The organism is Streptomyces sp. NPDC005262 (genome assembly GCF_042872425.1).
In the GTDB taxonomy this organism is placed as follows: Bacteria; Actinomycetota; Actinomycetes; order Streptomycetales; family Streptomycetaceae; genus Streptomyces.
The window spans coordinates 1-25,004 of sequence record NZ_JBIAKK010000008.1; the positions used below are offsets into that span (position 1 = coordinate 1).

Genomic DNA, 25,004 nt, shown 5'->3' on the forward strand with positions numbered 1-25,004 from the left:
CAGCGTCAGGTCATCAGCGAAATGCCGGTCACCGGTGGCGTCGGGCACGTACTTCACACAGACAACGATCCTCAAGCTCACGCCGGCTCTCCTACCTGGGTGTGGTTCGTAAGGCGACCATATGGCACTCAGTACCCTCTGTAAAGGTACGTAGTGTCAAAAGCTGTGGTTGGTGTTAGGTTCCGGGCATGACCGAGGCGCGCAGAACAGTGAAGAAGCCCCCCATGCGGGAGGTGCTCGCCGAGGCGGCGTTCCAGCTCTTCCTGGAACGGGGCTTCGAGCGGACGACGGTGGACGACATCGTTGCGCGCGCGGGCGTCGGACGGCGTTCGTTCTTCCGCTATTTCCCGTCCAAGGAGGACGTGGTCTTCCCCGACCACGAGAGCTGTCTCGCCGATATGACCGCGCTCCTGGAGGCGGCCGGCGACGGCGACCCGGTGGCCACGGTGTGCGACGCGGCCAGGCTCGTGCTGCAGATGTACGCCGCCAATCCGGAGTTCTCCGTCCAGCGTTACCACCTCACGCGGGAGGTGCCCGGCCTGCGCACCTATGAGCTTTCGGTGGTGCGTCGCTACGAACGGACGATGGCCGAGTACCTCCGGGGCCGATATCTCGGCGACACGGACGGTCCGCTGCACGCCGAGGTGATCGCCGCGGCCGTGGTCGCCGCGCACAACAACGGCCTGCGGGCGTGGCTGCGTTCGGGTGGCGAGGGCGACCCGGAGGCCGCGGTGGACCATGCCCTCGCCTTCGTGCAGCGATTGTGGGGCGCCGCGGCAGGGGGCGCCGCCGTGCAGACAGTGCACCACCGCCAGAACGACGACGTCGTCGTTCTGGTCACTTCCAAGGGCACGCCGATGTGGCGCGTGGTGCAGAAGGTCGAGTCGGCTCTCGCCGAGGACTGACGTCAGGACAGGCACTCAGTACCTTTATTTTTTGGCACTCGGTGCCATAAGGTGCGTCTGCGTCGAGGTACGGCGTCGACGCACCCGAGCCGAGTCCAAGGGGTCGAGACGTGTCTCATTCAGTTTCAGCCGGCAATGCCGCACCGACGGCGCAGAGTGAACCCGGATTGATCTACCAGTGTTGCCGCTGGTGCGGCACGGCTTCCTTCCGACGGTTGTTGTGCCCCGTGTGTGCGTCGAGCGACCTGGATTCCGTACGCAGTGACGGTCTCGGCGTCGTCGTACGGACCGGAGTGGTGCACCGCTACACCGAGTCCGCCCGCAACGAGTCCCTGGTGCGGCTGCCCGAAGGCTTTGTCTTCCGGTGCCGGGTCGTGGGTGCCGCACCGCATCTGGTGCATGTGGGCGCGCGGGTGCGCCCCGTCGTCGGCGCGGACCCGGACGCGGGGGAGCCCCACTTCGAACTCTGTGACCCGGTCGACCACCTCGCATGGCAGTAACGCCGCCGATGACGACCCTGCGCCTTGCGATGCCCCGCATCTGACGCCGCGCGCTGATCCACCAGGGATCACGGGACGGCCCTCGGGCCGGTCCGGGCGGATCGAAACCGGCCGACGCAGTGAGTCGGCACGTCCTGACGAGTGAAAGTCACGCCCCGGCGGGCGCCGGGCCGCCCATGACGGCTCCGCGGCTGATTTGCTGCAGCTGGAAAACTGGCGCGACGCCTCGGGGGGCCGCCCGGCCGCCCCGGTGGGTGTGGCGCTCTGCCGGGTGCCGAGCCCACCCGCGAAGGACCGATCGAAGGAGCGTCGCAGTGACGACGATGGGCACACCTGGGGCGGACGAGACAGAGGAGGCGTACGCGAACGAACTGCCGCTACGCAGCAGGGAACCGGGAAACGTCGTCGTCAGGTGGATGAGCACCACCGATCACAAGACGATCGGCACGATGTATCTGGTCACCTCGTTCTCCTTCTTCGTCGTCGGCGGCGTGCTGGCTCTCGTCATGCGCGCCGAGCTGGCCCGTCCCGGCACGCAGATCGTCTCGAACGAGCAGTTCAACCAGGCGTTCACGATGCACGGCACGATCATGTTGCTGATGTTCGCGACGCCGCTGTTCGCAGGCTTCGCGAACTGGATCATGCCGCTGCAGATCGGCGCGCCGGACGTGGCGTTCCCGCGGCTGAACATGTTCGCGTACTGGCTGTACCTCTTCGGCTCGATCATCGCGGTGGCCGGCTTCCTCACCCCGAACGGCGCCGCGGACTTCGGCTGGTTCGCCTACTCCCCACTGACCGACGCGGTCCATTCGCCGGGGATCGGCGGTGACATGTGGATCATGGGTCTGGCCTTCTCCGGCTTCGGCACGATCCTCGGTTCGGTCAACTTCATCACCACGATCATCTGCCTGCGCGCACCCGGTATGACGATGTTCCGCATGCCGATGTTCGTGTGGACCGTGCTACTGACGGGTGTGCTGGTCCTGCTGGCCTTCCCGGTGCTGGCGGCGGCACTTCTGGTGCTGGAGGCGGACCGCAAATTCGGGGCGCACGTATTCGACGCGGCCAACGGCGGCGCGTTGCTCTGGCAGCACCTCTTCTGGTTCTTCGGCCATCCGGAGGTGTACATCATCGCGTTGCCTTTCTTCGGGATCGTCAGCGAAGTCATTCCTGTCTTCAGCCGCAAGCCGCTCTTCGGCTACGTCGGTCTGATCAGTGCCACCATCGCGATCGCGGGCCTGTCCGTGACCGTGTGGGCGCACCACATGTACGTCACCGGCGGTGTGCTGCTGCCGTTCTTCTCGTTCATGACGTTCCTCATCGCGGTACCGACCGGTGTGAAGTTCTTCAACTGGATCGGCACGATGTGGAAGGGATCGCTGTCCTTCGAGACGCCGATGCTCTGGGCCATCGGCTTCCTGGTGACGTTCCTCTTCGGTGGTCTGACAGGCGTCATCCTGGCCTCGCCCCCGCTGGACTTCCATGTCTCGGACTCGTACTTCGTCGTCGCGCACTTCCACTACGTCGTCTTCGGCACCGTGGTCTTCGCGATGTTCTCCGGATTCCACTTCTGGTGGCCGAAGTTCACCGGCAAGATGCTGGACGAGCGGCTCGGCAAGATGACGTTCTGGACGCTGTTCGTGGGCTTCCACGGCACGTTCCTGGTGCAGCACTGGCTCGGTGCCGAGGGCATGCCGCGTCGCTACGCGGACTACCTCGCCGCCGACGGCTTCACCGCGCTGAACACGATCTCGACGATCTCCTCGTTCCTGCTCGGCCTGTCGATGCTGCCGTTCTTCTACAACGTGTGGAAGACCGCCAAGTACGGCAAGAAGGTCGAGGTCGACGACCCGTGGGGGTACGGCCGTTCGCTGGAGTGGGCGACCTCCTGCCCGCCGCCGCGGCACAACTTCCTCACCCTGCCGCGGATCCGTTCCGAATCCCCGGCGTTCGACCTGCACCACCCCTCGGTACGGACCCTCGACGAGGGTGCCCACCGTCCCGGCGCCACACCCGCGACCCCGGGAGACCGCCAGGCGTGAGTGCGGCCGCCCGCCGACAAGGAGGAAGGAGCCCGAGTGGACCCCGACAAGGAAAGCGCCCGCGGACTGGCACAGATGGAGGGCTATCTGCTCTGGAGCGCCGAGGTCGAGGAGGCACGCAGGCTGGCCCTCCGCTTCACCGACGAGCTGCCCTGGCTCACCACCACCCAGCGTGAGGAAGTGGCCCGCGTGTACACCGCGGACCGCGTCGCCGCATCCCGGGCGATGCTGGCCCGTATCGCCGCCCGCTCCATCGAACTGCGCGGCGAGTACAACGACCGCTACCGCAGGCTCAGGGCGCGCTGTGTGGCGGCCGCAGTCGTCACTGCCGGTGCGGTCAGCGGGACCTGTACGGCGCTCACCCTGCTGACCCGCTGACACCGGGCGCTCGTCCGTTCTGCCGTCCTCAGCAGGCGAACTCGGACCCGGTTCGTGAGGATGGTGGGTGATGGGCGCGCGCGACCGGGCAGGAGAACGGGCGCTCGCGCAGACCCGAGAAGGGACGAACACCGTGGCACGACCCAGGATTCTCGTCGTCGGCGCCGGATTCGGCGGGGTCGAGTGCGTACGCCGACTGGAGCGCGCACTCAAACCCGGCGAGGCGGACATCGCGCTCGTCGCCCCGTTCTCGTACCAGCTCTACCTGCCACTCCTGCCGCAGGTGGCGTCGGGCGTGCTCACACCGCAGTCGGTCGCCGTTTCACTGCGCCGCAGCCGTCGGCACCGCACCCGGATCATCCCCGGCGGGGCGATCGGCGTGGACACGACGGCGAAGATCTGCGTCATCCGCAAGATCACCGACGAGATCGTCGACGAACCGTACGACTACATCGTCCTTGCCCCCGGCAGTGTCACGCGCACCTTCGACATCCCCGGTCTGCTCGACAACGCCCGCGGGATGAAGACGCTGGCCGAGGCCGCCTACCTACGTGACCACGTGATCGCACAGCTGGACCTGGCGGACGCCAGCCACGACGAGGAGGAGCGGGCCTCCCGGCTGCAGTTCGTGGTGGTAGGCGGCGGATACGCGGGCACCGAGACCGCGGCCTGTCTGCAGCGGCTCACCACCAATGCCCTCCGGTACTACCCCCGGCTGGACCCGAAGCTCATCAAGTGGCATCTGATCGACATCGCCCCGAAGCTGATGCCCGAGCTGGGGGACAAGCTAGGGCTCAGCGCCCAGCAGGTGCTGCGCGCACGCGGGGTCGAGGTGTCGCTCGGAGTCTCGGTCGCCGAGGCGGGGCCGGACACGGTGACGTTCACCGACGGCCGGGTGCTGCCCTGCCGCACGCTCATCTGGACCGCCGGTGTCACCGCGAGTCCGCTGGTCGCCACCTTCGGCGCGGAGACCGTACGAGGGCGTCTGGCGGTGACCCCGGAGATGACCCTGCCGGGCTTCGACGGTGTCTTCGCACTCGGCGACGCCGCCGCCGTACCCGACCTGGTCAAGGGCGACGGCGCGGTCTGCCCGCCCACCGCGCAGCACGCCATTCGGCAGGGCCGCACGCTCGCCGACAACCTGATCGCCACACTCCGCCACGAGCCGCTGAAGCCGTACGAACACAGGGACCTCGGGCTCGTTGTGGACCTCGGCGGCAAGGACGCGGTCTCCAAGCCGCTCGGCTTCGAGATGCACGGGATCGCCGCACAGGCCGTGGCCCGCGGATACCACTGGTCGGCGATGCGGACCAATGTGGCCAAGGCACGGGTCATGACCAACTGGATGCTCAACGCCGTCGCCGGTGACGATTTCGTACGCACCGGATTCCAGGCCCGCAAGCGGGCCACCCTGCGCGACTTCGAGTACACGGACTCCTACCTCACCCCGGAACAGGTCCGCCAGCACACCGCCTCGTTGACCGCCCGCGGCTGATCCGGGGCGGGGTCCCTCCGCCGCCGGTCACATCCCTTCGGCGCCGCGGGTCGTGGCACCGGCGGACCGGATTCCGTCGCAGTGACATGAAGCATGAACAGCCACCTGATCGGCGGCGGCCGGCGTACCGCCTCGGTGAAGGACACGGACGGCAACGTGACCGTCCTCGTTCAGCTCACCCGAGGTCATGGACCGTGCTCGCAGGCCTTGCCGTTCGTTCGCCAAGGGGAGCGGCGAGGCCTGCCGCCTTCTCGTAGGGGCCGCCGCGGGCCGCCGGTCTCTCACACACCGCGGATCCGCAGATCCATCCGGGCGATGTGGTCGGCGTCCGCGACGAGGTCGATCGAGACGATCCGCCCGGCCTCGATGGTGAAGCCGATGACGATCCTCGGCCCTCCGCCCGGGGTCCAGACAGCGCCGGGAAGCCCGTCGATCAGGGCGGGCCGTGCCCGAGGCACGCCCCGCGAACGTGCCGGCGACCGCGGCGGCCCCCACTGCCCCCGCCGCGCCCGACAGAGCCGCCGCGGGGTCGACGCGGAGTACGACGTGCGGGTCGAGCAGGGCCGACAGCGCCTCGAAGTCGCCGCCGCGCGACGCGGCCAGGAATGCGTCGACGACTTCGCGCCGACGGGCCATGTCGGTCCCCGGATCCGGGACCGTACCCTGCACCCGCAGGCGCGCACGGGCGGCGAGCTGCCGGGTCGCGGCCGGGGTGAGTTCCACGACGGGGGCGATCTCGTCGAACGGCACGGCGAACATGTCGTGCAGCACGAACGCCAGACGTTCCGCCGGCGACAGCGTGTCCAGCACCACGAGCAGCGCCAGGCCGACCGAGTCGGTGAGCTCCTCCTGCTCCTCGGATCCGATGCCCTCGTCGTGGCGCAGGGCGGGCCCCGGCAGATGTGCTTCCCAGGGATCCTCGCGGCGGGCCTCGCGGCTGCGCAGCATATCGAGGGAGATCCGGGCGACGACCGTCGTCAGCCGGCGGCCGAGGTTCGCGGGGTCGCCGGCGTCGGAACGGGTGAGCCGCAGCCAGGTGTTCTGGACGGCCTCGTCGGACTCGGCGGCCGAACCGAGCATCCGGCAGGCCACTGCCCGCAGCCGGGGCCGGTGCTCCTCGAAGCGGGCTGCCAGAACTTCCTGTTCGTCCATCGGTCACCTTCCTCCGTCGCTCCGTGTCGTACAAGTGACCCATGGGACCAGGCCTCTGCGACACGCTCCGGGTGCCGACACGCCGCCGCGTCGCCCCGTGCGGGAGGCCGGTGACCGCCGGACAGCGGGCACCGGCCTCCCGGAGCCGTGACCGGCCGGCTCAGCCGTTGCCCTCGTGGCCCGCGGTCAGCGCCGGGTCGCTCTCCACCACGGGACCCAGTACGTCGTCGATGGCCTTCAGCAGATCCGCGTCGAACTTCACGCCTGCCGCCTTCACGTTCTCCGTGACCTGTTCGGGCCGGGAGGCGCCGATGATCGCGGCGGAGACGTTGGGGTTCTGCAGCACCCAGGCGACGGCCAGCTGAGCAAGGCTCAGACCGGCCTGGTCCGCCAGCGGCCGCAGCTGCTGGACCCGCTCCAGGACGTCGTCGCGGAGCCAGCCGGCGACGAACGATGCCCCGCCCTTGTCGTCCGTCGCCCGCGAACCGGCCGGCGGCTGCGCTCCCGGCTTGTACTTGCCCGTCAGCACGCCCTGGGCGATCGGCGACCAGACGATCTGACCGATGCCGAGCTCCTCGGACGCGGGCACGACTTCACCCTCGATGACCCGCCACAGAGCTGAGTACTGCGGCTGGTTGGAGACGAACGGAACGTTCAGCTCGCGGGCCAGGCCGTGTCCGGCGCGCAACTGGTCAGCAGTCCACTCGGAGACGCCGATGTAGAGGGCCTTGCCGGAGCGGACCACGTCGGCGAACGCCTCCATGGTCTCTTCCAACGGCGTGCTGTGGTCGTAGCGGTGTGCCTGGTACAGGTCCACGTAGTCGGTCTGCAGCCGGCGCAGCGAGTGGTCGATCGATTCGAGGATGTGCTTGCGGCCCAGACCGCGGTCGTTCTGCCCGGGGCCGGTCGGGAAGTAGACCTTGGTGAACACCTCGATGCTCTCGCGGCGCTGGTCCTTCAACGCCCGGCCGAGGACGGCCTCGGCGCGGGTCTCGGCGTAGACGTCCGCGGTGTCGAAGGTGGTGATCCCGGCGTCCAGGGCGGCCCGGATGCAGGCGGCGGCCGCGTCCTCCTCCACCTGGGAGCCGTGGGTGATCCAATTCCCGTATGCGATCTCACTGATCGTCAGACCGCTGCGGCCGAGTCGGCGGAATTCCATGTGCCTGCTCTCCCTGTACTGGTGCGTGAACACGTCATGCTATGCATGCACCACCGTTCCGGCCGGGAGGACTCAGGCGTCGGGTACGGTGCCCTGGATCCGGCGGAGGAAGGCCGCGTTGTCGGGTGTCTGCCGGATCCTGTCCAGCAGCACTTCCAGCATCGCCTGCGGGTCCCTGGTGTGCAGTGCGCGCCGCAGCCCTCGTACGGCGGTCAGTTCGGCGGCGGGGAGCAGCAGTTCCTCGCGGCGGGTGCCGGACTGAGGGATGTTCACGGCCGGGTGGATCCGTTTGTCCGCCAGTGCACGGTCCAGCCGGAGTTCCATGTTCCCGGTGCTCTTGAGCTCTTCGAAGAAGTAGTCGTCGGCGCGGGACCCGGTGTCCGCCAGCGCGGTGGCGAGGATGGTGAGCGAACCGCTCTCCTCGGTGCGGCGTGCGGCGCCGAAGAGCCGCTTGGGCCCGAGCAGGGCGGCGGCGTCCACACCACCGCTGAGGGTGCGGCCTCCGGCGGACGCCACGTTGTTGTGGGCGCGGCACAGGCGGGTAAGCGAGTCGAGCAGGATCACCACGTCCTGGCCCTGCTCGACGAGCCGCTTGGCTCGTTCCACCGCGAGTTCGGCGAGGGCGATGTGCTCCTTCGCGGGCCGGTCGAACGTCGAGGCGAGGACGTCGCCCCGTACGGAACGACGCATGTCCGTGACCTCCTCGGGGCGCTCGTCGAGCAGCACCACCATGAGATGGCACTCGGGATGGTTGGCTGCGACGGCGGCGGCGATCTGCTGCAGCAGCACTGTCTTGCCGGTCCTGGGCGGGGCGACGATCAGTCCGTGCTGTCCCTTGCCGACGGGGGCGACGAGATCGACGACGCGGGTTGCCGGGCTGCCGCCGGGTGTCTCCAGACGCAGGCGTTGCCCGGGGTGGAGCGGGGTGAGATCGGCGAAGTGCGGCCGGCCGCTCAGCGCCTGCGGGGGGCGGCCGTTGATCCGCTCGACCGCTGACAGGACGCGCGGCCGGTCGCAGAGGCCTTCGACGAGGTCGCCCGTGCGCAGGCCGTGCCGGCGGACGAGGGCCGCAGGCACCTGGATGTCGGCGGGGGAGGGGTGGCCGCCGTCGGTGCGCAGCGCCCCGTGCCCCTGGTGCGTCAGGTCGAGGACTCCTGTCACGTTCGTGGGGAGTTGTTGCCGGTCAAGAGGGTGCTTGAGGGTGGTGGTCATGCGGGGTGGTCCTTTCGCGACATGGCGAATGAAGGGGCCCGGCGGATGCGCGGGGGCGGTGGGATCACGCCCCGGACGACGGGCAGGAAAGTCCGTACCGGACTGGAGGAAGGTGGTGCGGGAAGCTGCCTCGCCGGTCGGAAAAGGACGGACGGAGCAGCTACAGAATGGAGAACCGGCACCGGCGCCCGAATCGGGCGTTACACACGTGCCGTTTCGCACTGTACCACCTGGCGGTCATGGTAGGTGCCGGGAATACGGGAGAGGGCAGTGGCTGCACGGCAGCCACCGCCCTCCCTCGCCTGCCCCGCCCGATCCGCTCAGTCGCCCCGGAAGGCGGCGAGGATCTCTTCGGCTGCGAGCGTTGCCGTCAACTCGCCGTCACGTACGCGCTGTTCGAGCGAAGGCGTGAGCGCACGCACCTGCGGATGGCTGCGCAGGCTGTCCAGCAGTTCGTCGCGCACCATCGTCCAGGTCCAGTCGACCTGCTGGTCACGCCGCTTCGCGGCCAGCCGCCCCGTCGAGTCGAGCAGCGCACGATGCTGCTCCAGCCGCTCCCACAGGGTGTCGAGGCCGGTGGACTCACGGGCGCTGCACGTCAGCACCGGGGGAGTCCAGGCCGCATCTGCCGGGTGCATCAGCCGCAGCGCGCCCGCCAGTTCACGGGCCGCCGCTCGCGCGTCGCGCTCGTGCGGACCGTCGGCCTTGTTCACCGTGATGGCGTCCGCCAGCTCCAGGACACCCTTCTTGATGCCCTGCAGTTGATCGCCGGTGCGGGCCAGCGTGAGCAGCAGAAACGTGTCGACCATCTGGGCCACGGCCGTCTCCGACTGGCCCACCCCGACCGTCTCCACCAGCACCACGTCGTAACCCGCCGCCTCCATCACCACGATGGACTCCCGGGTCGCCTTGGCCACCCCGCCCAGTGTCCCGGCGGTGGGGGAGGGGCGGACGAATGCCGCAGGATCGACCGCCAGCCGCTCCATCCTGGTCTTGTCGCCCAGGATGGAGCCGCCGGTCCGGCTGGATGACGGATCGACGGCCAGCACCGCGACCCGGTGCCCGAGCCGCGTGAGCATCGTGCCCAGTGCATCGATGAACGTGGACTTCCCGACCCCCGGCACCCCGCTGATTCCGATGCGCCGCGCGTTGCCGGAGCGCGGCAGCAACTCGCGCAGCAACTGCTGGGCCAACGCCCGGTGATCGGGGCGGGTGGACTCGACGAGAGTGATGGCGCGCGCGATGTGCGCCCGCTTCCCGTCGAGCACCCCCTTCACATAGCTGTCGATATCGATCGTCGGAGCCATCGGGTCAGCGGCTCACAGCTCATGGCCGAGCGCGGCACCGAGCCGCGTCACCAGATCGAAGGCGGCATCGGGGATCACCGTGCCCGGCGGGAACACGGCCGCCGCACCCGCCTCGTGCAGCGCTTCGACGTCCTGCGGCGGGATCACCCCACCCACCACGATCATGATCTCGTCGCGGCCCTCGGCGGCCAGCTCCTCACGGAGCGCCGGTACGAGAGTGAGGTGCCCGGCAGCCAGCGAGGAGACCCCCACGATGTGCACATCCGCCTCGACCGCCTGCCGTGCCACCTCGGCCGGCGTCTGGAACAGCGGGCCGACATCGACGTCGAAGCCCAGGTCGGCGAAGGCCGTCGAGATCACCTTCTGGCCGCGGTCGTGACCGTCCTGGCCCATCTTGGCGACCAGGATGCGCGGACGGCGCCCCTCCGCCTCCTCGAACCGGCCGACCAGCGTCCGGGTACGGTCCACGGAAGGTGACTCCCCTGCCTCGTTGCGGTACACACCGGAGATCGTACGGATCTGGCCCGCGTGCCTCCCGTACACCTTCTCCAGGGCGTCCGAGATCTCGCCGACGGTGGCCATCGCCCGCGCCGCGTCGACCGCCAGTGCCAGCAGATTGCCTTCGAGACCCGGGCCGGGACCACTCTCGGCCGCCGCCGTCAGTGCCCGCAGGGCGGAGCGGCAGGCTGCCTCGTCGCGCTCCGCGCGCAGCCGCCGCAGCTTCTCGATCTGCTGGGCGCGCACCGAAGAGTTGTCGACCTTGAGCACATCGATCTGCTCGTCCGTCTCCACCCGGTACTTGTTGACTCCGATCACCGGCTGCCGCCCGGAGTCGATCCGCGCCTGGGTACGGGCCGCGGCCTCCTCCACCCGGAGCTTCGGGATGCCCGCGTCGATGGCCTGCGCCATCCCGCCCGCGGCCTCGACCTCCTCGATGTGCTGCCAGGCCCGCCGTGCCAGGTCGTACGTCAGCTTCTCCACGTACGCGCTGCCGCCCCACGGGTCGATGACCCGGCCGGTACCCGATTCCTGCTGGAGCAGCAGCTGGGTGTTCCGGGCGATCCGCGCCGAGAAGTCCGTCGGCAGTGCGAGGGCCTCGTCGAGCGCGTTGGTGTGCAGCGACTGGGTGTGTCCCTGGGTGGCGGCCATCGCCTCCACGCAGGTCCGGGTGACGTTGTTGAACACGTCCTGCGCGGTCAGCGACCAGCCCGAGGTCTGCGAATGGGTGCGCAGCGAGAGGGACTTGGCGTTCCTCGGTTCGAACTCCTTGACCAGCTTCGCCCACAGCAGGCGGGCAGCCCGCAGCTTCGCGATCTCCATGAAGAAGTTCATGCCGATCGCCCAGAAGAACGACAGCCGGGGTGCGAACGCGTCCACATCGAGACCCGCGTCCCGACCGGCCCGCAGGTACTCCACCCCGTCGGCGAGGGTGTAGGCCAGCTCCAGATCGGCCGTCGCACCCGCCTCCTGGATGTGATAGCCGGAGATGGAGATCGAGTTGTAGCGCGGCATCTTCTGCGAGGTGTACGCGAAGATGTCGGAGATGATCCGCATCGAGGGCTTCGGCGGATAGATGTAGGTGTTGCGGACCATGAACTCCTTGAGGATGTCGTTCTGGATGGTCCCGGCCAGCTTCTCGGGCGGCACGCCCTGTTCCTCGGCCGCCACGATGTACAGAGCCAGCACGGGAAGCACCGCGCCGTTCATCGTCATCGACACCGTCATTCTGTCCAGCGGGATGCCGTCGAACAGCTGGCGCATGTCGTAGATCGAGTCGATCGCCACACCGGCCATGCCGACGTCGCCGGTCACCCGCGGGTGGTCACTGTCGTAGCCGCGGTGGGTCGGCAGGTCGAAGGCGACGGACAGTCCCTTCTGCCCGGCCGCGAGGTTGCGGCGGTAGAAGGCGTTGGACTCCTCGGCCGTGGAGAACCCCGCGTACTGCCTGATCGTCCAGGGCTGGTTGACGTACATCGTCGGGTAGGGGCCGCGCAGATACGGGGCCATGCCCGGATACGTACCGAGGAAGTCGAGCCCTTCCAGGTCACGACCGGTGTACAGCGGCTTGACCGCGATGCCTTCCGGGGTCTCCCAGAGAAGTTCGCCGTCGGAGCCACCGGTGGACTCCTTCACCGCCGTGTGCCACTGGTCCTCGGACCCCTCGGCGCCGGTGCCCGGCCCGAGTTCGATGTCTGAGAAGTCGGGGATCCGCATTACGCCACACCCATACGGTCGAGGACGGAGGAGAGCACGGCCACCACGTCGCAGCCCGCGAAGACGTACTCGTCGACACCGGGATACCCGGCGGGCCGGCCCGCGAGGAACACCTGTTGCGCACCGGCCGCCCGCAGCGACGAGGCCACGGCCTCCGCCTGCTCGGCGTACAGCGCGTCACCGGAACACAGGCAAGCCACCGTGGCCCCGCTGGTCGCGAAGGCCTCGGCAGCCGTCGAGGTGTCCACCGACGCCGGGTCGTGCACGGGCTCGATCCCACCCGCCTGGAAGAGGTTCGAGGCGAACGTGGCCCGCGCGGTGTGCGCCGACGCGGGGCCGAGCGCCGCGAGGAACACCCGGGGCCGCCGGCCCGTCGCCGCCAGATGGGCGTCCGACCGGGCACGCAACGCCTCGAACGCCTCGTCACGACGCACCGTGGGCAGCCCGCCCGACGCGCCGTCGGCGCCGGGGGCCGCCGCGCGCTCCACCGGGCGCTCCGCAAGGTGCGGGAACTCGCTGACGCCGGTGACCGGCTCCTTGCGCCGTGCCAGATCCTTGCTGCGCGCCGCCCAGGTCGCCGCCAGCCGCTCACCGATCAGGCCGGAGCCGAGCGCCGCTGCCTGACCGCCCGCCCGCTCGATCTCCTGGAAGAACGCCCAGGCCCCGTCTGCGAGTTCGGTGGTCATCCGCTCCACGTACCAGGAGCCGCCCGCCGGGTCGATCACCCGGGCCAGATGCGACTCCTCCATGAGGATCGTCGACGTGTTGCGGGCGATGCGCCGGGCGAACGCGTCCGGCAGCCCCAGCGCGTGATCGAACGGCAGTACGGTGACGGAGTCGGCCCCGCCGACCCCCGCGCCCAGACATGCCAGCGTCGTCCGCAGCATGTTCACCCATGGATCGCGCCGCGTCATCATCACCGACGACGTCACCGCGTGCTGACGCTGCGCGCCGGCGCCCGCGGCTCCGCACACCTCGGCGACCCGCGCCCACAGCCGGCGCGCCGCCCGCAGCTTGGCAATGGTCAGGAACTGGTCGGCGGTGGCCGCGTACCGGAACTCCAGCTGGGCGCAGGCCGCCTCGACGGAGAGCCCCGCCTCGGTCAGCGCGCGCAGGTAGGCCACGCCGGTCGCCAGCGAACTGCCCAGCTCCTGGGCCGCCGAGCCACCGGCCTCGTGGTACGGCAACGCGTCCACGGTCAACGCCCGCAGCCCGGGATACTCCTTCGCGCACCGCTCGGCCCAGTGCACGGCGGCGGCCGGCTCCGGTGCATTGCCGCTGCGCGCCGCGCGGCCCAGCGGGTCGGCGCCGAGAGCGCCGCGGGCCGACGCCGGGGCCACGCCCCGCTCCTCGTACAACCGCAGCAACTCCGTTGCGGCGGAGTCGAGTTCGCTGCCCGCGTCGAGCACGACCGGGGCCAGATCGAGATAGACACCGTCCAGCGCACGCGCCAGCCCGGATACCGGTACGCCCGTCGCACCGCCGACGGTCAGCCACAACGAGGTGACACCGTTCTCCAGATCCGCGAGCACGGCTTCGTTGAGCCGGGCCGGATCCGTCAGGCTGTGCCGCTGCCGTACGTCCCAGCCGTTCGCCGCGTTCCCCTCGGCCTTGCTGCCGCGGGTGAAGGGGGCGAAGCCCGGAAAACCGGCATCGGGTGCGTCATCGCGCGAGGTGTACAGAGGGCGGGTGATGAGCCCGTCCTCCACTGTGGTGGACAGCGCTTCCTCGGCTGCCGAACCCGCAACGTCCTTGCCCGACTTGCGCAGCACGCCTTCGACAAGGCTCTGCCACTGCTCATGGGCTGGGTCAGGGAATTCGGCGGCCAACGAAAGCCCGTCAGCAGGCAGGACCGTCATGCCCAGATGCTAGGCGAAGGCTCAGATGAGCAGCAGGGGAACCGCCTGTGACCTTGCCCTCTCCGCGCGCACTTGATCCTTTACGGACGGTGGCGTAGTCGGGGGGCCGCCGGCGGGCGGGCCAGCCGTGTCGCGCCGGGCCGGGCATGTGCCGGCCGCCCCCGCCCGGGCGCTGCTCTGCTCGATGCCCCCTCGCTTCACCCGATCGGCCCACCCGCCCCCACGACGCCTCACTCCGCGCACCCCTCCGGCCTGCTTCGGTGGCGCCTGCCTGATCGTCACCCGCGACCCCGTCGGAGCGGTTTCGGCGGCCGACCGTGCCGGCGTGCACGACCAGGGACGCACCTTCCTGTACCCGGCACCGTCCGAGGTCGCCCGGCATCCGCTGTCGCCGCGGCCGGTCGGGATTGCCCGGTTGCCATGCCCCGGCCCGGAAGCCGTGTCCCCGGCGGTATCCATGCGCTCGCGGATTTCGTCGCCGAGATCTCCCACGAGGCGGCGGGGGCGGGCGGCACCGAAAAGGCGGTTGTCCGGACCGGCGTCGAGGCCGCCGCTCAGCTCTCCGTCCCAGGTGAATTGCCATAGTGCAGCACCAAATATCCGAAGTTATGCTGCAGACAATCCATCCGTCAGGAGAGGACACGCCCGTGACTGTGGGACCTGTGGAGTACCTCGTCGTCGCCTTTCCCGGGAGCCGTTTCACCGGGGCCATTGCGCCGGCGCTGGCCGAAGCGGTCGCCTCGAAGGCAGTGCGGATCCTCGACCTGACGTTTGTGTACCGCGGTGAGGACGGCACGCTCGAATCAGTGGAACTGGAAGACCTCGATCCCGATGACCTGGTGCCGTTCGAGCCGGTGGAAGGAGTGGTCAGCGGGCTGTTGAACAGCGAGGACATCCGGACTCTCGGAGAGAGCGTGCCACCGGGCAGCTCAGCCGCGCTGATCGTGTGGGAGGACCTGTGGGCGGTGCCGCTCACAGCGGCCGTCCGGGCCTCGGGTGGTCAAGTGGTGGCGCATGAGCGAATCCCCGCCGAGATCGCGGAGGCAGCCGTGGCCGCCGCCGGTCCCACCGGCTGACCCTGCACGGCCCGCAGTACGCCGTCGCGCCGCACGCACCGCACCACACCTGGAAGGGGCACACATCATGCCGATTTTCCGAGGAGCGGGCATGAACCGCAGAGGACCGGGACTGCTGGGCACCGTGGCGCGCACCGCCGTCGTCGCGGGCACGGCATCAGCGGTCAGCGGACGGGTCCAGCAGCGCCAGCAGCAGAGGTGGGGCGCTCAGGAAGCAGCCGCACAGGAAGAGGCCGTACAACAGCAGACACCCCCGGCCCAGGCGGCGCCTCCCGCGCCCCCGGCGGACGACATCATCGACAGGCTGGAACGACTGGCCGAGCTGAAGAAGCAAGGAATCCTGACCGACGCCGAGTTCGAGGCACAGAAGGCGAAGATTCTGGCCGTTTGATCCGGCCGGGGCGAATCCATTCATCAGCCGTGGCCGCAGTAAGCCGTGCCCGCTATGAGTCGCGTCCGGAATAAGGGGAATCCATCGTGCAAATCGCCAGCGCCGTTGCGGCTTCCACCGTTATCAATCTGCGCGACCTGGGCGGTATTTCGCTGGGCCGCGACCGCTGCTTCCGGTCCGGGGCGGTGCTGCGCTCCGGTCAGCTCAGCGGATTCGACGCGGCCCGCGACGTGGCGGTGACCGCCCTGGGTATCCGGACCGTCGTCGACCTGCGCACGGCGGACGAGCGCATGGCGGCCCCCGATCGGCTGCCGCCCGGAGCCCGGCTGTTCGTCGCAGATGTCCTCGGCGACAACCCGGGCGTGGCACCCGCCCGGCTGCGCGCGCTGCTCAGCGATCCGGTCGCCGCGGAGGAGATGCTCGGCGGCGGAAAGGCCGAGGAACTGTTCGCGCAGACCTACCGGAAGCTGGTCCTGTCGCCAGGCGCCTCGGCCGCGTACCGCGCCCTCGTCGAGACGGCCGCGGACGACCGGGCCCGGCCGGTGCTCTTCCACTGCACGGCGGGTAAGGACCGCACCGGGTGGGCCACCGCGCTGCTCCTGCTCATGGCCGGGGCGTCACGCGATGTCGTACGGGCGGAGTTCCTCGCCGTGAATCCCGTGGCGCGGGCCGCCTTCCAGCCGTATGTGCAGGGCTTCCTCGACGCGGGCGGCGATCCCGAGATCGCGTCCGCGATCATCGAGGTCCGCCCCCGCTATCTCTCGATGGCGCTCGACGCGATGGACGAGCGGTGGGGCGGGCTGGACGGCTACGTGCGCGACGGCCTGCGGATCCCCGAGCCCGTGGTGGAGCGGCTTCGGAGCCAGCTCGTGGTCTCCGCTCAACCGGAACCGGCCGTCTTCGGTGCCCGATCGACCGAAGCGGCCGTCCGCGGAGGACCCTCGGGCTGACCCCTATACCCCTGGCGGGTACGCTCCCGTCCTTCGGCAGGAAGGGATCGTCTGCACCGCCGTCCTCGCGGTCGAGTTGGCGTGTCGGCCGGGCCGCAGACGGGGACGCCCGGCGTCGGACACGTGCGCCGAGCGGGCCTCAGTGTTCCAGGGGGTCCTGCGCCGGGACCTGCTCGGTATCGTGGGAGTACTGGATCAAGGGTTCTCCGAGAGGGGTGCACGTTGACCGAGCGCAAACCCGCCGGCGTCAGCTTCGAATCGTGGGTCGACAAGCAGATCCGTGAGGCCGAGCAGCGCGGCGACTTCTCCCAGCTGCCGGGTTTCGGCAAGCCGCTGCCCGGCATCGACCGCCCGTACGACGAAACCTGGTGGATCAAGGCGAAGATGCAGCGCGAGGGGGTGTCGATGCTCCCGCCGGCCCTGGCCCTGCGGAAGGAGGCGGAGGACACCCGCGCGGCGGTGTCCGAAGCCCGCTCGGAGTCCGAGGTGCGCCGGATGCTCACCGCGGTCAACGAGAAGATCGAGGCGGCGATGCGTCGGCCGCCTCCGGGGCCCCTGCTGAACACGCGCCCGTTCGACATCGACGCCGTGGTCGAGGAGTGGCGTGCGGAGCGCGGTCCGGCCTAAGGGCTGTCCCGCAATCGCTGGCGGGCGTACGACGACAGCTGCGGCACCTCGCTGCGTTGTCGGAACGCCCGAATACGACCGGTATGAGCACGCCCCTCCGCCTTGCGATGCACCGCATCTGACGCCGCGCGCTGATCCACCAGGGATTACGGGACAGCCCTTGGGTCGCGGCGGCGGGCGGTTGAGGCCGGGCGTGCGCCCGGCCTCCGATGCGTAATACTCCCTTTATGAAACCGAGTGTTACGCGAGCGGTAGGCGGGGCAGGTCGCCGCGATGTGCTGATACGACGGGCCGCCGCGCGCGACGCCAAGCGTCTCACCCGGCTGGTCAGGAACTCCCGGGCCTACGAGGGCCCGTACGCGCCCATGGTGGCCGGATACCGGGTGGGGCCCGACTACATCGAGACCCATCGGGTCTTCGTGGCCGTCCACGGCGGTACCGACCGGCTGCTCGGGTTCTACTCGCTGGTTCTCGAGCAGGCCGAACTGGATCTGATGTTCGTCGCCGACGATGCGCAGGGGCTCGGTATCGGACGGCTGCTGATCGCGCATCTGCGCGGCGAGGCGCAGGTGGCCGGGCTCACCGGCGTTCGCATAGTCTCGCATCCACCCGCCGAGGGCTTCTACCGCAGTGTGGGCGCCCTGCGTACCGGCACTGCCGCGGCCAACCCGCCCGCGGTGATGTGGGACCGGCCCGAACTGACGCTTCCGGTCGCCTGACGGACCGCGAAAGAGCCCGGCCGGGACCCGGTGACCCGGAATCCCGGCCGAACGCCTGGTGTGCCGGGAACCGTTACGAGGCGAAGCCGCCGTACGGGCGCGTGATGATCTCCATGGCGTGTCCGGCGGGATCGAGGAAGTAGATGCCCCGGCCGCCGTCATTGTGGTTGATCTCGCCCGGATGCTTCTGATGCGGATCGGCCCAGTAGGTGATCCCGAGCTCCTTGATGCGGGCGTACGACGTATCGAACTCCGCCTCCGAGACCAGGAAGGCGTAATGCTGCCCGACGATCGATTCGGCGGGAATGGTGGCGAAATCCAGCGTGACCCCATTCGCCGTGGCGACCGCTACGAACGGGCCCCATTCCGCACCGATTTCCAGACCCAGGATGTGTGCAAGGAATTCGGCGGATTCCCGGTTGTTCCGGGCGTGAATGATGGTGTGATTCAACTCGACTGACACTGTGGAATGCCTCCAACGGGCATCTCACGGGCACCTCCACGCCTCACCCGGCCGGTGACCGGCGCGCGATGCCGTATTCAAGATCGTAGGCGCGGCCGGCACGTTCGTCGAGGGCATTGCCGACGCGGCGCATTCGGGCTGCCGGTCCGATGTGAGATCTCTACGGTGGGGTAGGAGGCGACGCAACGGGTTCGACACCTACCGCGGACGGAGGCTCACGGTGACCCCCACACCCGGCGAGGACCGCGACGCGGAAAGCGGTCGGGGGCCCGACATCGGCCGCCACGAGACGGCCGAGGAACGGGCGGACCGGCTGTGGACGGATCTGCTCCAGGAGCTCCGCGTCGCCCAGACCGGCGTCCAGATCCTGTTCGGCTTTCTGCTGGCCGTCGTGTTCCAGTCGCGGTTCGCCGCTCTGTCGGACACGGACAGCACCATCTATGTTGTCACCGTGATGCTGGGGTCGGCCACGGCCGCCGCGCTGATCGGGCCCGTCTCCCTCCACCGGATGCTCACCGGGCACCGGCTCAAGCCGCAGACCGTTGTGTGGGCGTCGCGACTGACCGTGCTCGGCCTCGTCCTGCTGTTCTGCACGATGTGCTCCGCGCTGCTGCTCATCCTGCGGGTGGCCCTGCACAACTCGCTCGCACTGTGGCTGGTGGGCGCCATGGCGCTGTGGTTCCTCATCTGCTGGTTCGTGTTCCCGGCCTGGGTGCTCGCACGCTCGACATCGGAAGGCGAGCAGTGACCTCGGACATGCACTCGGCGCGCAAGCGGCCGAACAGCTGACTGCGACCGTTCGGCTCAGATGCCCTCGCCGGCCGGGCTCCGGATGTCCGTGATGGTGAACAGCCCGCCGTCCGGGTCCAGCAGGGTTGCCTCCGCACCGTGTTCCTGTGTCCGCTGCTCGACGACCGAGCCCCCGTGCTGCCGCGCCGCCGACACAGCTGCCGCCACATCGGCCACCGGGAAGTGGACCTGCCAGTGCGGGCGGACCAGCGGATCCGGCGCGGCCTCGACCGCACCGGAGCTGATCCGGGCCAGCCGCCTGCCGCCGCAGTCCACCACGACCTCGTCCGTCTCGTACGACACCTCGCAGTCACCGGGACGTCCGGTCGCCCAGTCGAGGACCTGGCCGTAGAAGATCGCGGCGTCGAAAGCGTCCCTGGTACGCAGTTCCAGCCACGCGTTCGAGTGGTCGTCCGGCGCCGGCGGTGATGTCGCCGCCTCGGTGCGCTCCCAGATGCCGAACACCGCGCCGTCGCGGTCCGCCGCCAGGGCGCCGCGTCCCTTGCCGAGCGCCAGTGGCCCCACCGCCACCGTGCCGCTGCGCTCACGGATGCGCGCCGCGGCCACATCGGCGTTCTGCACGGCGAAGTACGGAGTCCATGCCACGGCGACCCGGATGGCCGTCGCCACCGCCGCGATACCGGCCACCGGCACGTCGTCGCGGCGTGCGACGGAGAATTCCTGCCCGAGCTTTCCCGGCCGGAACGTCCACCCCAGCGTGGCGGCGTAGAACTCCTGCGCCGACTTCAGGTCCCGGGTCATGAGGTTGACCCAGCAGGGTGCCGAAGGTCCGGTCAGCGGTGCCGAGGGGGGCGTGGTCCTGGGTCTGCTTCCCGTCATGGTGCTGCTGCCTTCATCGGTTCTGCGGCACACGCATGCCGTGGCGGTCGGGCCTCTACCAGCCTCACTTCGGTCGATGGGTCGCGCAACACGCGCCGATGCGGACGTGCACCTGCTCAGTCGCGCGTCTCGTCCTTGTCGTGCCGGATGGGCGCGTTCCCGTGGTCTCCCAGTTCGTAGGGGGAGAGGCCGCGCCCGTCGGCCGGGAAGCTGTCGTCGCCGTGGACGTCGCGCTCCTCGACGTGTGTGCGGTGATCGGGCCGTGGCGGCTGCTCATCGGGCCGGGGCGGCGGCAGTTCCTCGGCGCGGCGCCGCCGTCCCAGCCAGACGGCGCCGATCAGCATGCCCACCAGGGCCACACCGACGACCGCCATCACCACGCCGAGCGCACCCCGCCCGTCCGCGAGCGTGACGGCCAGGGAATTGAGGGCTCCATTCGATACGTCCATGCATGCCGGATACCCCGAGTCGGGGCCGTCACTCAGTTATGACCTTGAATTCATGTTTTAAGTGGATATAAAGAGAAAAGAGTTTCATTGCTCGCCGACCGCTTCGTGTCGCCGACACCCAGCCGTGGGGTGAGCCTGGAGAAGGTCAGCACTGCGAACGGAAGGAACCCCCGTGAACAGCACACAGGCGCAGGCGGAGGAGAACCGGTACGGCAAGGAGGTGGCGGTCGCCATCAGCGGATGCTCGAAGGACGACGCACGGATGGTCTTCGACGTGCTGCGGGCCGCCTTCACCACCGACCGGGCCTCGGTGGACGTACCGCAGGACCTGGGAGGAAAGCGACCCACCGTATGGAACGTGACCGTCGATGTGTCCGAGGCGAGGGTGGTCTCGGGCCCCATCGCGATCGACCGGCCCGTGACGCTCGATGCGCAAGGCGGCTACTGGGCGGTCGACGAGCTCAGGAGGCACCTGGCGGACGCCTTCACGGTGCAGGTCGTCGGAACGGTCTCCGGCGACCAGGAGGAGGAGATGCGTCTGCGGGTGGAGAGCCGGTGAGGCGCATACCTGCGCCCGCGGTCGGCGCAATGCACAGATAGGCCTTTCCGTATCTGGTACAAAGCAGCCAAAAGCTACCGCTTTGAGAGGTGCGAACGCGTGGAACACGCAAGCGGGCGGGAGGACGGTGCCGGAAATCCGGAGGCGGCCCTTCACCGTTCGACGCTGACGCTGCACATCAACGGAACCGAACGGACCCTGTCGCTCGACCACCGGACCACCGTCCTGGACGCCCTGCGTGAACACCTCGGCCTCACCGGAGCGAAGAAGGGCTGCGACCACGGCCAGTGCGGGGCGTGCACCGTCATCGTCGACGGCCGGCGCGCCAACAGCTGTCTGCTGCTCGCCGTCGCACACGACGGGGCCGCGATCACCACTGTCGAGGGGCTCGCCGACGGGGACGAGCTGCACCCCGTCCAGGAAGCCTTCCTCGCACGGGACGCCCTGCAGTGCGGATACTGCACCCCCGGCCAGATCTGTTCGGCGGTGGGCATGCTCGACGAAGCGGCCGACGGCTTCCCGTCCCACGCCACCGAACCAGGCCGGCCCGGCGCCACCCCGGCCAGGCTCACCGGCCCCGAGATCCGCGAACGGATGAGTGGCAACCTGTGCCGGTGCGGGGCGTACCCCCGTATCGTCGAAGCGATCCTGGACGTGGCGCCGTGAAGCCGTTCGAATATCTGCGCGCCCGCACCACCGCCGAGGCGGTCCGCGCGAGCGCCGCCCGCCCCGGGGCCGTGTTCCTCGGCGGAGGCACCAATCTGGTCGACCTGATGAAACTGGGTGTGGCCACCCCCGACCTGCTCATCGATGTCCGTGGGCTGCCCCTGGACCAGGTGGCGGACACGGCCGACGGCGGCCTGCGCATCGGTGCGACCGTGAGCAACAGCGACCTCGCCGTCCATCGGACCGTGCGCACCCGCTACCCCGTCCTGTCGCAGGCACTGCTCTCCGGTGCCTCCGGGCAGCTCCGGAACACCGCCACGACCGGCGGAAACCTGCTGCAGCGCACCCGCTGCCCGTACTTCCAGGACACCTCGAAACCCTGCAACAAGCGGGCACCGGGCACCGGCTGCCCCGCACGCGAAGGCGCCCACCGGGATCTCGCCGTTCTCGGCCACTCCGCAGACTGCGTCGCCACCCAACCCTCGGACATGGCCGTCGCCCTGGCCGCCCTGGACGCCGTGGTCCAGCTGCACGGACCGGACGGCGAACGCTCCGTACCCGTCACCGAGTTCCACCGGCTGCCGGGGGACGCACCCGAGCGCGACACGGTGATCCGTCCGGGCGAGCTGATCACCGAGGTGCTGCTGCCGCCAGGTCCGGACGGCGCCGTATCCCTGTACCGCAAGGCCCGCGACCGCGCCTCGTACGCCTTCGCCCTGGCCGCCGTCGCCGCGGTACTCACCGTCCGCGACGGCCGGATCCGGCACGCCGCGCTGGCCTTCGGCGGGCTCGCCCATCGCCCGTGGCGTGCCCGGGCCGCGGAAGAGGTCCTGCGGGGCGCCACCGCCACCGACGAGACCTTCACCCGGGCCGTGGACGCCGAACTCGCGGCCGCCCGGCCGTTGCGCGACAACGCGTTCAAGGTGGAGCTCGCCCGCGGCCTGGCCGTCGACGCCCTGGCAGCACTCACCGCCGCCGCCTGAGAACGTGAGGACTCCCGACATGAGTCAGGTCCCCGAGCCGCTGGGCAGCCCTGTGGTCCGCCGCGAGGGCAGGGACAAGGTCACCGGCGCCGCCCGCTACGCCGCCGAATACACCCCGCCCGGCTGTCTGTACGCCTGGCCCGTACCCGCCACCGTCGTACGCGGCCGGATCACGGCGATCCGCACCGGCGAGGCGCTCGCCCTGCCCGGCGTGCACACCGTCCTCACCCATGAGAACGCCCCGAAACTGAGACAGCCCGACGACCCGGCACTGGCCGTCCTCCAGGACGACCGCGTCCCGCACCGGGGCCGGCAGGTGGCGCTCGTGGTGGCCGACACGTTCGAGGCGGCGCGAGCCGGAGCCGAGGCCGTCCGGATCGAGTACGAGAGCGCCCGACACGATGTCCGGCTCACCGAGGACCACCCGGGCCTGTACGTGCCGCAGACGGTGAACGGCGGATACCCGGCCGTCCGTGAACGCGGCGACTTCGACCACGCCTTCGGCGTGTCCCCCGTACAGGTCGACGTCACGTACACCCTCGGGCCCCTGCACAACCACCCCATGGAACCGCACGCCTCAACCGCCCACTGGTCGGACGACGGGCAGCTGACCGTGTACGACTCCAGCCAGGGCACCGGAACGGTCCGCGACACCCTGGCCACCGTGTTCGGCCTCCGGCCCGATCAGGTGACGGTCGTCTCCGAACACGTCGGCGGCGGCTTCGGTTCCAAGGGCACCGCGCGCCCACAGGCCGTCCTCGCGGCCATGGCCGCGCGCCACACCGGGCGCCCCGTCAAACTCGCCCTGCCGAGGCGCGAGTTGCCCGCCGTCGTGGGCCACCGCGCCCCCACCGTGCAACGCGTCAGACTCGGCGCGGAGTTCGACGGCACCCTCACCTCGCTCGCCCACGAGATCATCACCCACACCTCCACGGTCAAGGAGTTCGTGGAACAGGCGGCCGTGCCGGCCCGCACGATGTACTCGTCCGGACACAGCCGTACGGTTCACCGGGTGGCGGCCCTGGACGTACCCAGCCCCTCATGGATGCGCGCACCCGGTGAGGCCCCTGGTATGTACGCGCTGGAGTCGGCCGTGGACGAGCTCGCCGTGGCCCTCGGCATCGACCCCGTCGAACTGCGTCTGCGCAACGACCCCGCGTACGAACCCGACTCCGGCCGCCCCTTCAGCAGCCGCGGCCTCGCCGCCTGCCTGGAGGAGGGCGCCGCACGGTTCGGCTGGTACGACCGCGACCCGCGCCCCGCGGTGCGCACCGAAGGACCACTGCTGATCGGTACGGGTGTCGCCGCCGCGACGTACCCGGTGTACATCGGCGGCTCCAGCGCCTCGGCGCACGCAGCCGCCGACGGCACCTACCGCATCAGGATCAATGCCACCGACATCGGCACCGGGGCCCGCACCGTCCTTGCGCAGATCGCGGCGTCCGTGCTGGACACCTCCGTGGCCGACGTCCGGATCGACATCGGCAGCAGCGCACTGCCCGAAGCACCGCTGGCCGGAGGTTCCGCGGGTACGGCCTCCTGGGGATGGTCGGTGCACAAGGCGTCCACCGCCCTGGCACGACACCTGCGGGAACGCACCGGGCCCCTTCCCGGCGAGGGCGTCACGGTCACCGCAGAAACCGGGGAGGAAGCGGCGGTGGAATCCCCGTACGCACGGCATGCGTTCGGCGCGCACTTCGCCGAAGTCGCCGTCGACACCCGCACCGGGGAAGTCCGGATGCGCCGCATGCTCGGTGTCTTCGCCGCCGGACGCATCCTCAACTCCCGTACCGCACGCTCCCAGTTCGTCGGCGGCATGATCATGGGGCTCGGCATGGCACTGACCGAGGGCAGCACGCTCGACCCCGTCTTCGGCGACTTCACACAGAGCGATCTCGCTTCCTATCATGTGCCCGTCTGTGCCGACGTCCCGCAGATCGAGGCGCACTGGATCGACGAGGACGACCCGCATCTCAACCCGATGGGCAGCAAGGGCATCGGTGAGATCGGCATCGTGGGCGCCGCGGCCGCTCTCGGCAACGCAGTGCGGCACGCGACCGGCGCCCGGTTGCGCAGCCTCCCGCTCACGCCGGACAAGCTGCTGCCGTATCTGCCGTGAGGGCGGATGTGGGCAGTCACGCTCCGTGGTGAGATCACGGGCCCGCCCACCTTCGTGTTGCGCAACCGGTCCCACCGGGTCACCCTAAGGAGTGACCTAATAGTGACATCTGCTCACTCTTCGTATTCGGGGGTCGTTGGTTCAACGGGG

Annotated in this window: 24 protein-coding genes and 2 pseudogenes; 16 read left to right on the forward strand and 10 right to left on the reverse strand. The window is 69.8% G+C overall.

Going from position 1 to position 25,004, the window contains the following annotated elements:
• Positions 1-81: pseudogene (locus ACFYP5_RS20720) on the reverse strand (electron transfer flavoprotein subunit beta); the annotation flags it as partial.
• 107 nt (positions 82-188) lie between these two features.
• On the opposite strand from ACFYP5_RS20720, the gene ACFYP5_RS20725 reads away from it, so the two are divergent.
• The 5 genes from ACFYP5_RS20725 to ACFYP5_RS20745 all read left to right on the forward strand — a co-directional run bounded on the left by ACFYP5_RS20725 (position 189) and on the right by ACFYP5_RS20745 (position 5,320).
• Positions 189-905: a TetR family transcriptional regulator gene (locus ACFYP5_RS20725; protein WP_389037932.1), complete on the forward strand. Its 717-nt coding sequence runs from the start codon at positions 189-191 to the stop codon at positions 903-905.
• A 110-nt stretch (positions 906-1,015) separates the two neighbouring features.
• Entirely contained in the window at positions 1,016-1,405 is a 390-nt protein-coding gene (locus ACFYP5_RS20730) for a Zn-ribbon domain-containing OB-fold protein (protein ID WP_389037934.1), read from the forward strand.
• 323 nt (positions 1,406-1,728) lie between these two features.
• The gene (ctaD, locus tag ACFYP5_RS20735; RefSeq protein WP_389038657.1) at positions 1,729-3,447 is read left to right on the forward strand and encodes a cytochrome c oxidase subunit I; all 1,719 of its coding nucleotides are present in this window, start codon (positions 1,729-1,731) and stop codon (positions 3,445-3,447) included.
• A 36-nt stretch (positions 3,448-3,483) separates the two neighbouring features.
• Positions 3,484-3,825 carry a hypothetical protein gene (locus ACFYP5_RS20740; RefSeq protein WP_389037937.1) on the forward strand — a complete coding sequence of 114 codons (342 nt, stop codon included), beginning with the start codon at positions 3,484-3,486 and terminating at the stop codon, positions 3,823-3,825.
• 133 nt (positions 3,826-3,958) lie between these two features.
• The gene (locus tag ACFYP5_RS20745; RefSeq protein ID WP_389037940.1) at positions 3,959-5,320 is read left to right on the forward strand and encodes an NAD(P)/FAD-dependent oxidoreductase; all 1,362 of its coding nucleotides are present in this window, start codon (positions 3,959-3,961) and stop codon (positions 5,318-5,320) included.
• 281 nt (positions 5,321-5,601) lie between these two features.
• Here ACFYP5_RS20745 and ACFYP5_RS20750 read toward each other — a convergent pair.
• From ACFYP5_RS20750 to ACFYP5_RS20775, 6 genes and pseudogenes are all read right to left on the reverse strand, one after another.
• Positions 5,602-6,472 (reverse strand): annotated as a pseudogene (locus ACFYP5_RS20750) (sigma factor).
• Between the two features lie 160 nt (positions 6,473-6,632).
• On the reverse strand, positions 6,633-7,631 hold the full coding sequence (locus ACFYP5_RS20755; RefSeq protein WP_389037943.1) for an aldo/keto reductase family protein: 999 nt from the start codon (positions 7,629-7,631) through the stop codon (positions 6,633-6,635).
• A 72-nt stretch (positions 7,632-7,703) separates the two neighbouring features.
• Positions 7,704-8,843 carry a transcription termination factor Rho gene (gene rho, locus ACFYP5_RS20760; protein WP_389037946.1) on the reverse strand — a complete coding sequence of 380 codons (1,140 nt, stop codon included), beginning with the start codon at positions 8,841-8,843 and terminating at the stop codon, positions 7,704-7,706.
• Positions 8,844-9,163: 320 nt separating this feature from the next.
• Positions 9,164-10,150, reverse strand: a complete 987-nt coding sequence (gene meaB / locus ACFYP5_RS20765; RefSeq protein ID WP_389037948.1) for a methylmalonyl Co-A mutase-associated GTPase MeaB — start codon at positions 10,148-10,150, stop codon at positions 9,164-9,166.
• A gap of 12 nt (positions 10,151-10,162) precedes the next feature.
• Positions 10,163-12,364 carry a methylmalonyl-CoA mutase gene (scpA, locus tag ACFYP5_RS20770; protein ID WP_389037951.1) on the reverse strand — a complete coding sequence of 734 codons (2,202 nt, stop codon included), beginning with the start codon at positions 12,362-12,364 and terminating at the stop codon, positions 10,163-10,165.
• Positions 12,364-14,223 carry a methylmalonyl-CoA mutase family protein gene (locus tag ACFYP5_RS20775; protein ID WP_389037954.1) on the reverse strand — a complete coding sequence of 620 codons (1,860 nt, stop codon included), beginning with the start codon at positions 14,221-14,223 and terminating at the stop codon, positions 12,364-12,366. Before ACFYP5_RS20775 ends, scpA begins: the two co-directional genes overlap by 1 nt.
• 420 nt (positions 14,224-14,643) lie before the next feature.
• Here ACFYP5_RS20775 and ACFYP5_RS20780 point away from each other — a divergent pair, with 420 nt between their 5' ends.
• The 6 genes from ACFYP5_RS20780 to ACFYP5_RS20805 all read left to right on the forward strand — a co-directional run bounded on the left by ACFYP5_RS20780 (position 14,644) and on the right by ACFYP5_RS20805 (position 17,986).
• Entirely contained in the window at positions 14,644-14,808 is a 165-nt protein-coding gene (locus tag ACFYP5_RS20780; RefSeq protein ID WP_389037957.1) for a hypothetical protein, read from the forward strand.
• A gap of 62 nt (positions 14,809-14,870) precedes the next feature.
• The gene (locus ACFYP5_RS20785) at positions 14,871-15,299 is read left to right on the forward strand and encodes a DUF6325 family protein (protein ID WP_389037959.1); all 429 of its coding nucleotides are present in this window, start codon (positions 14,871-14,873) and stop codon (positions 15,297-15,299) included.
• 91 nt (positions 15,300-15,390) lie between these two features.
• On the forward strand, positions 15,391-15,690 hold the full coding sequence (locus ACFYP5_RS20790; RefSeq protein ID WP_389037961.1) for an SHOCT domain-containing protein: 300 nt from the start codon (positions 15,391-15,393) through the stop codon (positions 15,688-15,690).
• 86 nt (positions 15,691-15,776) lie between these two features.
• Complete coding sequence (locus ACFYP5_RS20795; RefSeq protein ID WP_389037964.1) at positions 15,777-16,640, forward strand: tyrosine-protein phosphatase; 864 nt, start codon at positions 15,777-15,779, stop codon at positions 16,638-16,640.
• A gap of 222 nt (positions 16,641-16,862) precedes the next feature.
• Complete coding sequence (locus ACFYP5_RS20800) at positions 16,863-17,267, forward strand: DUF1992 domain-containing protein (protein ID WP_389037967.1); 405 nt, start codon at positions 16,863-16,865, stop codon at positions 17,265-17,267.
• A 227-nt stretch (positions 17,268-17,494) separates the two neighbouring features.
• On the forward strand, positions 17,495-17,986 hold the full coding sequence (locus ACFYP5_RS20805) for a GNAT family N-acetyltransferase (RefSeq protein WP_389037969.1): 492 nt from the start codon (positions 17,495-17,497) through the stop codon (positions 17,984-17,986).
• A gap of 73 nt (positions 17,987-18,059) precedes the next feature.
• On the opposite strand, the gene ACFYP5_RS20810 is transcribed toward ACFYP5_RS20805, so the two are convergent.
• Positions 18,060-18,449, reverse strand: a complete 390-nt coding sequence (locus ACFYP5_RS20810) for a VOC family protein (protein WP_389037971.1) — start codon at positions 18,447-18,449, stop codon at positions 18,060-18,062.
• Positions 18,450-18,669: 220 nt separating this feature from the next.
• On the opposite strand from ACFYP5_RS20810, the gene ACFYP5_RS20815 reads away from it, so the two are divergent.
• The gene (locus ACFYP5_RS20815) at positions 18,670-19,197 is read left to right on the forward strand and encodes a DUF6328 family protein (RefSeq protein WP_389037974.1); all 528 of its coding nucleotides are present in this window, start codon (positions 18,670-18,672) and stop codon (positions 19,195-19,197) included.
• A 56-nt stretch (positions 19,198-19,253) separates the two neighbouring features.
• On the opposite strand, the gene ACFYP5_RS20820 is transcribed toward ACFYP5_RS20815, so the two are convergent.
• Together ACFYP5_RS20820 and ACFYP5_RS20825 are read right to left on the reverse strand one after the other, a co-directional pair.
• The gene (locus ACFYP5_RS20820) at positions 19,254-20,078 is read right to left on the reverse strand and encodes a VOC family protein (protein WP_389037977.1); all 825 of its coding nucleotides are present in this window, start codon (positions 20,076-20,078) and stop codon (positions 19,254-19,256) included.
• Between the two features lie 116 nt (positions 20,079-20,194).
• Positions 20,195-20,527, reverse strand: coding sequence for a DUF6479 family protein (locus ACFYP5_RS20825; RefSeq protein ID WP_389037979.1), 333 nt, complete (start codon positions 20,525-20,527; stop codon positions 20,195-20,197).
• Positions 20,528-20,699: 172 nt separating this feature from the next.
• Between ACFYP5_RS20825 and ACFYP5_RS20830 the strand changes: the two genes are divergently transcribed.
• From ACFYP5_RS20830 to ACFYP5_RS20845, 4 genes are all read left to right on the forward strand, one after another.
• Positions 20,700-21,086 carry a hypothetical protein gene (locus ACFYP5_RS20830; RefSeq protein WP_389037982.1) on the forward strand — a complete coding sequence of 129 codons (387 nt, stop codon included), beginning with the start codon at positions 20,700-20,702 and terminating at the stop codon, positions 21,084-21,086.
• A 99-nt stretch (positions 21,087-21,185) separates the two neighbouring features.
• Positions 21,186-21,752, forward strand: a complete 567-nt coding sequence (locus ACFYP5_RS20835; protein ID WP_389037985.1) for a 2Fe-2S iron-sulfur cluster-binding protein — start codon at positions 21,186-21,188, stop codon at positions 21,750-21,752.
• Positions 21,749-22,735 carry an FAD binding domain-containing protein gene (locus tag ACFYP5_RS20840; RefSeq protein WP_389037988.1) on the forward strand — a complete coding sequence of 329 codons (987 nt, stop codon included), beginning with the start codon at positions 21,749-21,751 and terminating at the stop codon, positions 22,733-22,735. Before ACFYP5_RS20835 ends, ACFYP5_RS20840 begins: the two co-directional genes overlap by 4 nt.
• A gap of 19 nt (positions 22,736-22,754) precedes the next feature.
• Entirely contained in the window at positions 22,755-24,854 is a 2,100-nt protein-coding gene (locus ACFYP5_RS20845; RefSeq protein WP_389037990.1) for a xanthine dehydrogenase family protein molybdopterin-binding subunit, read from the forward strand.
• Positions 24,855-25,004 lie beyond the last annotated feature (150 nt).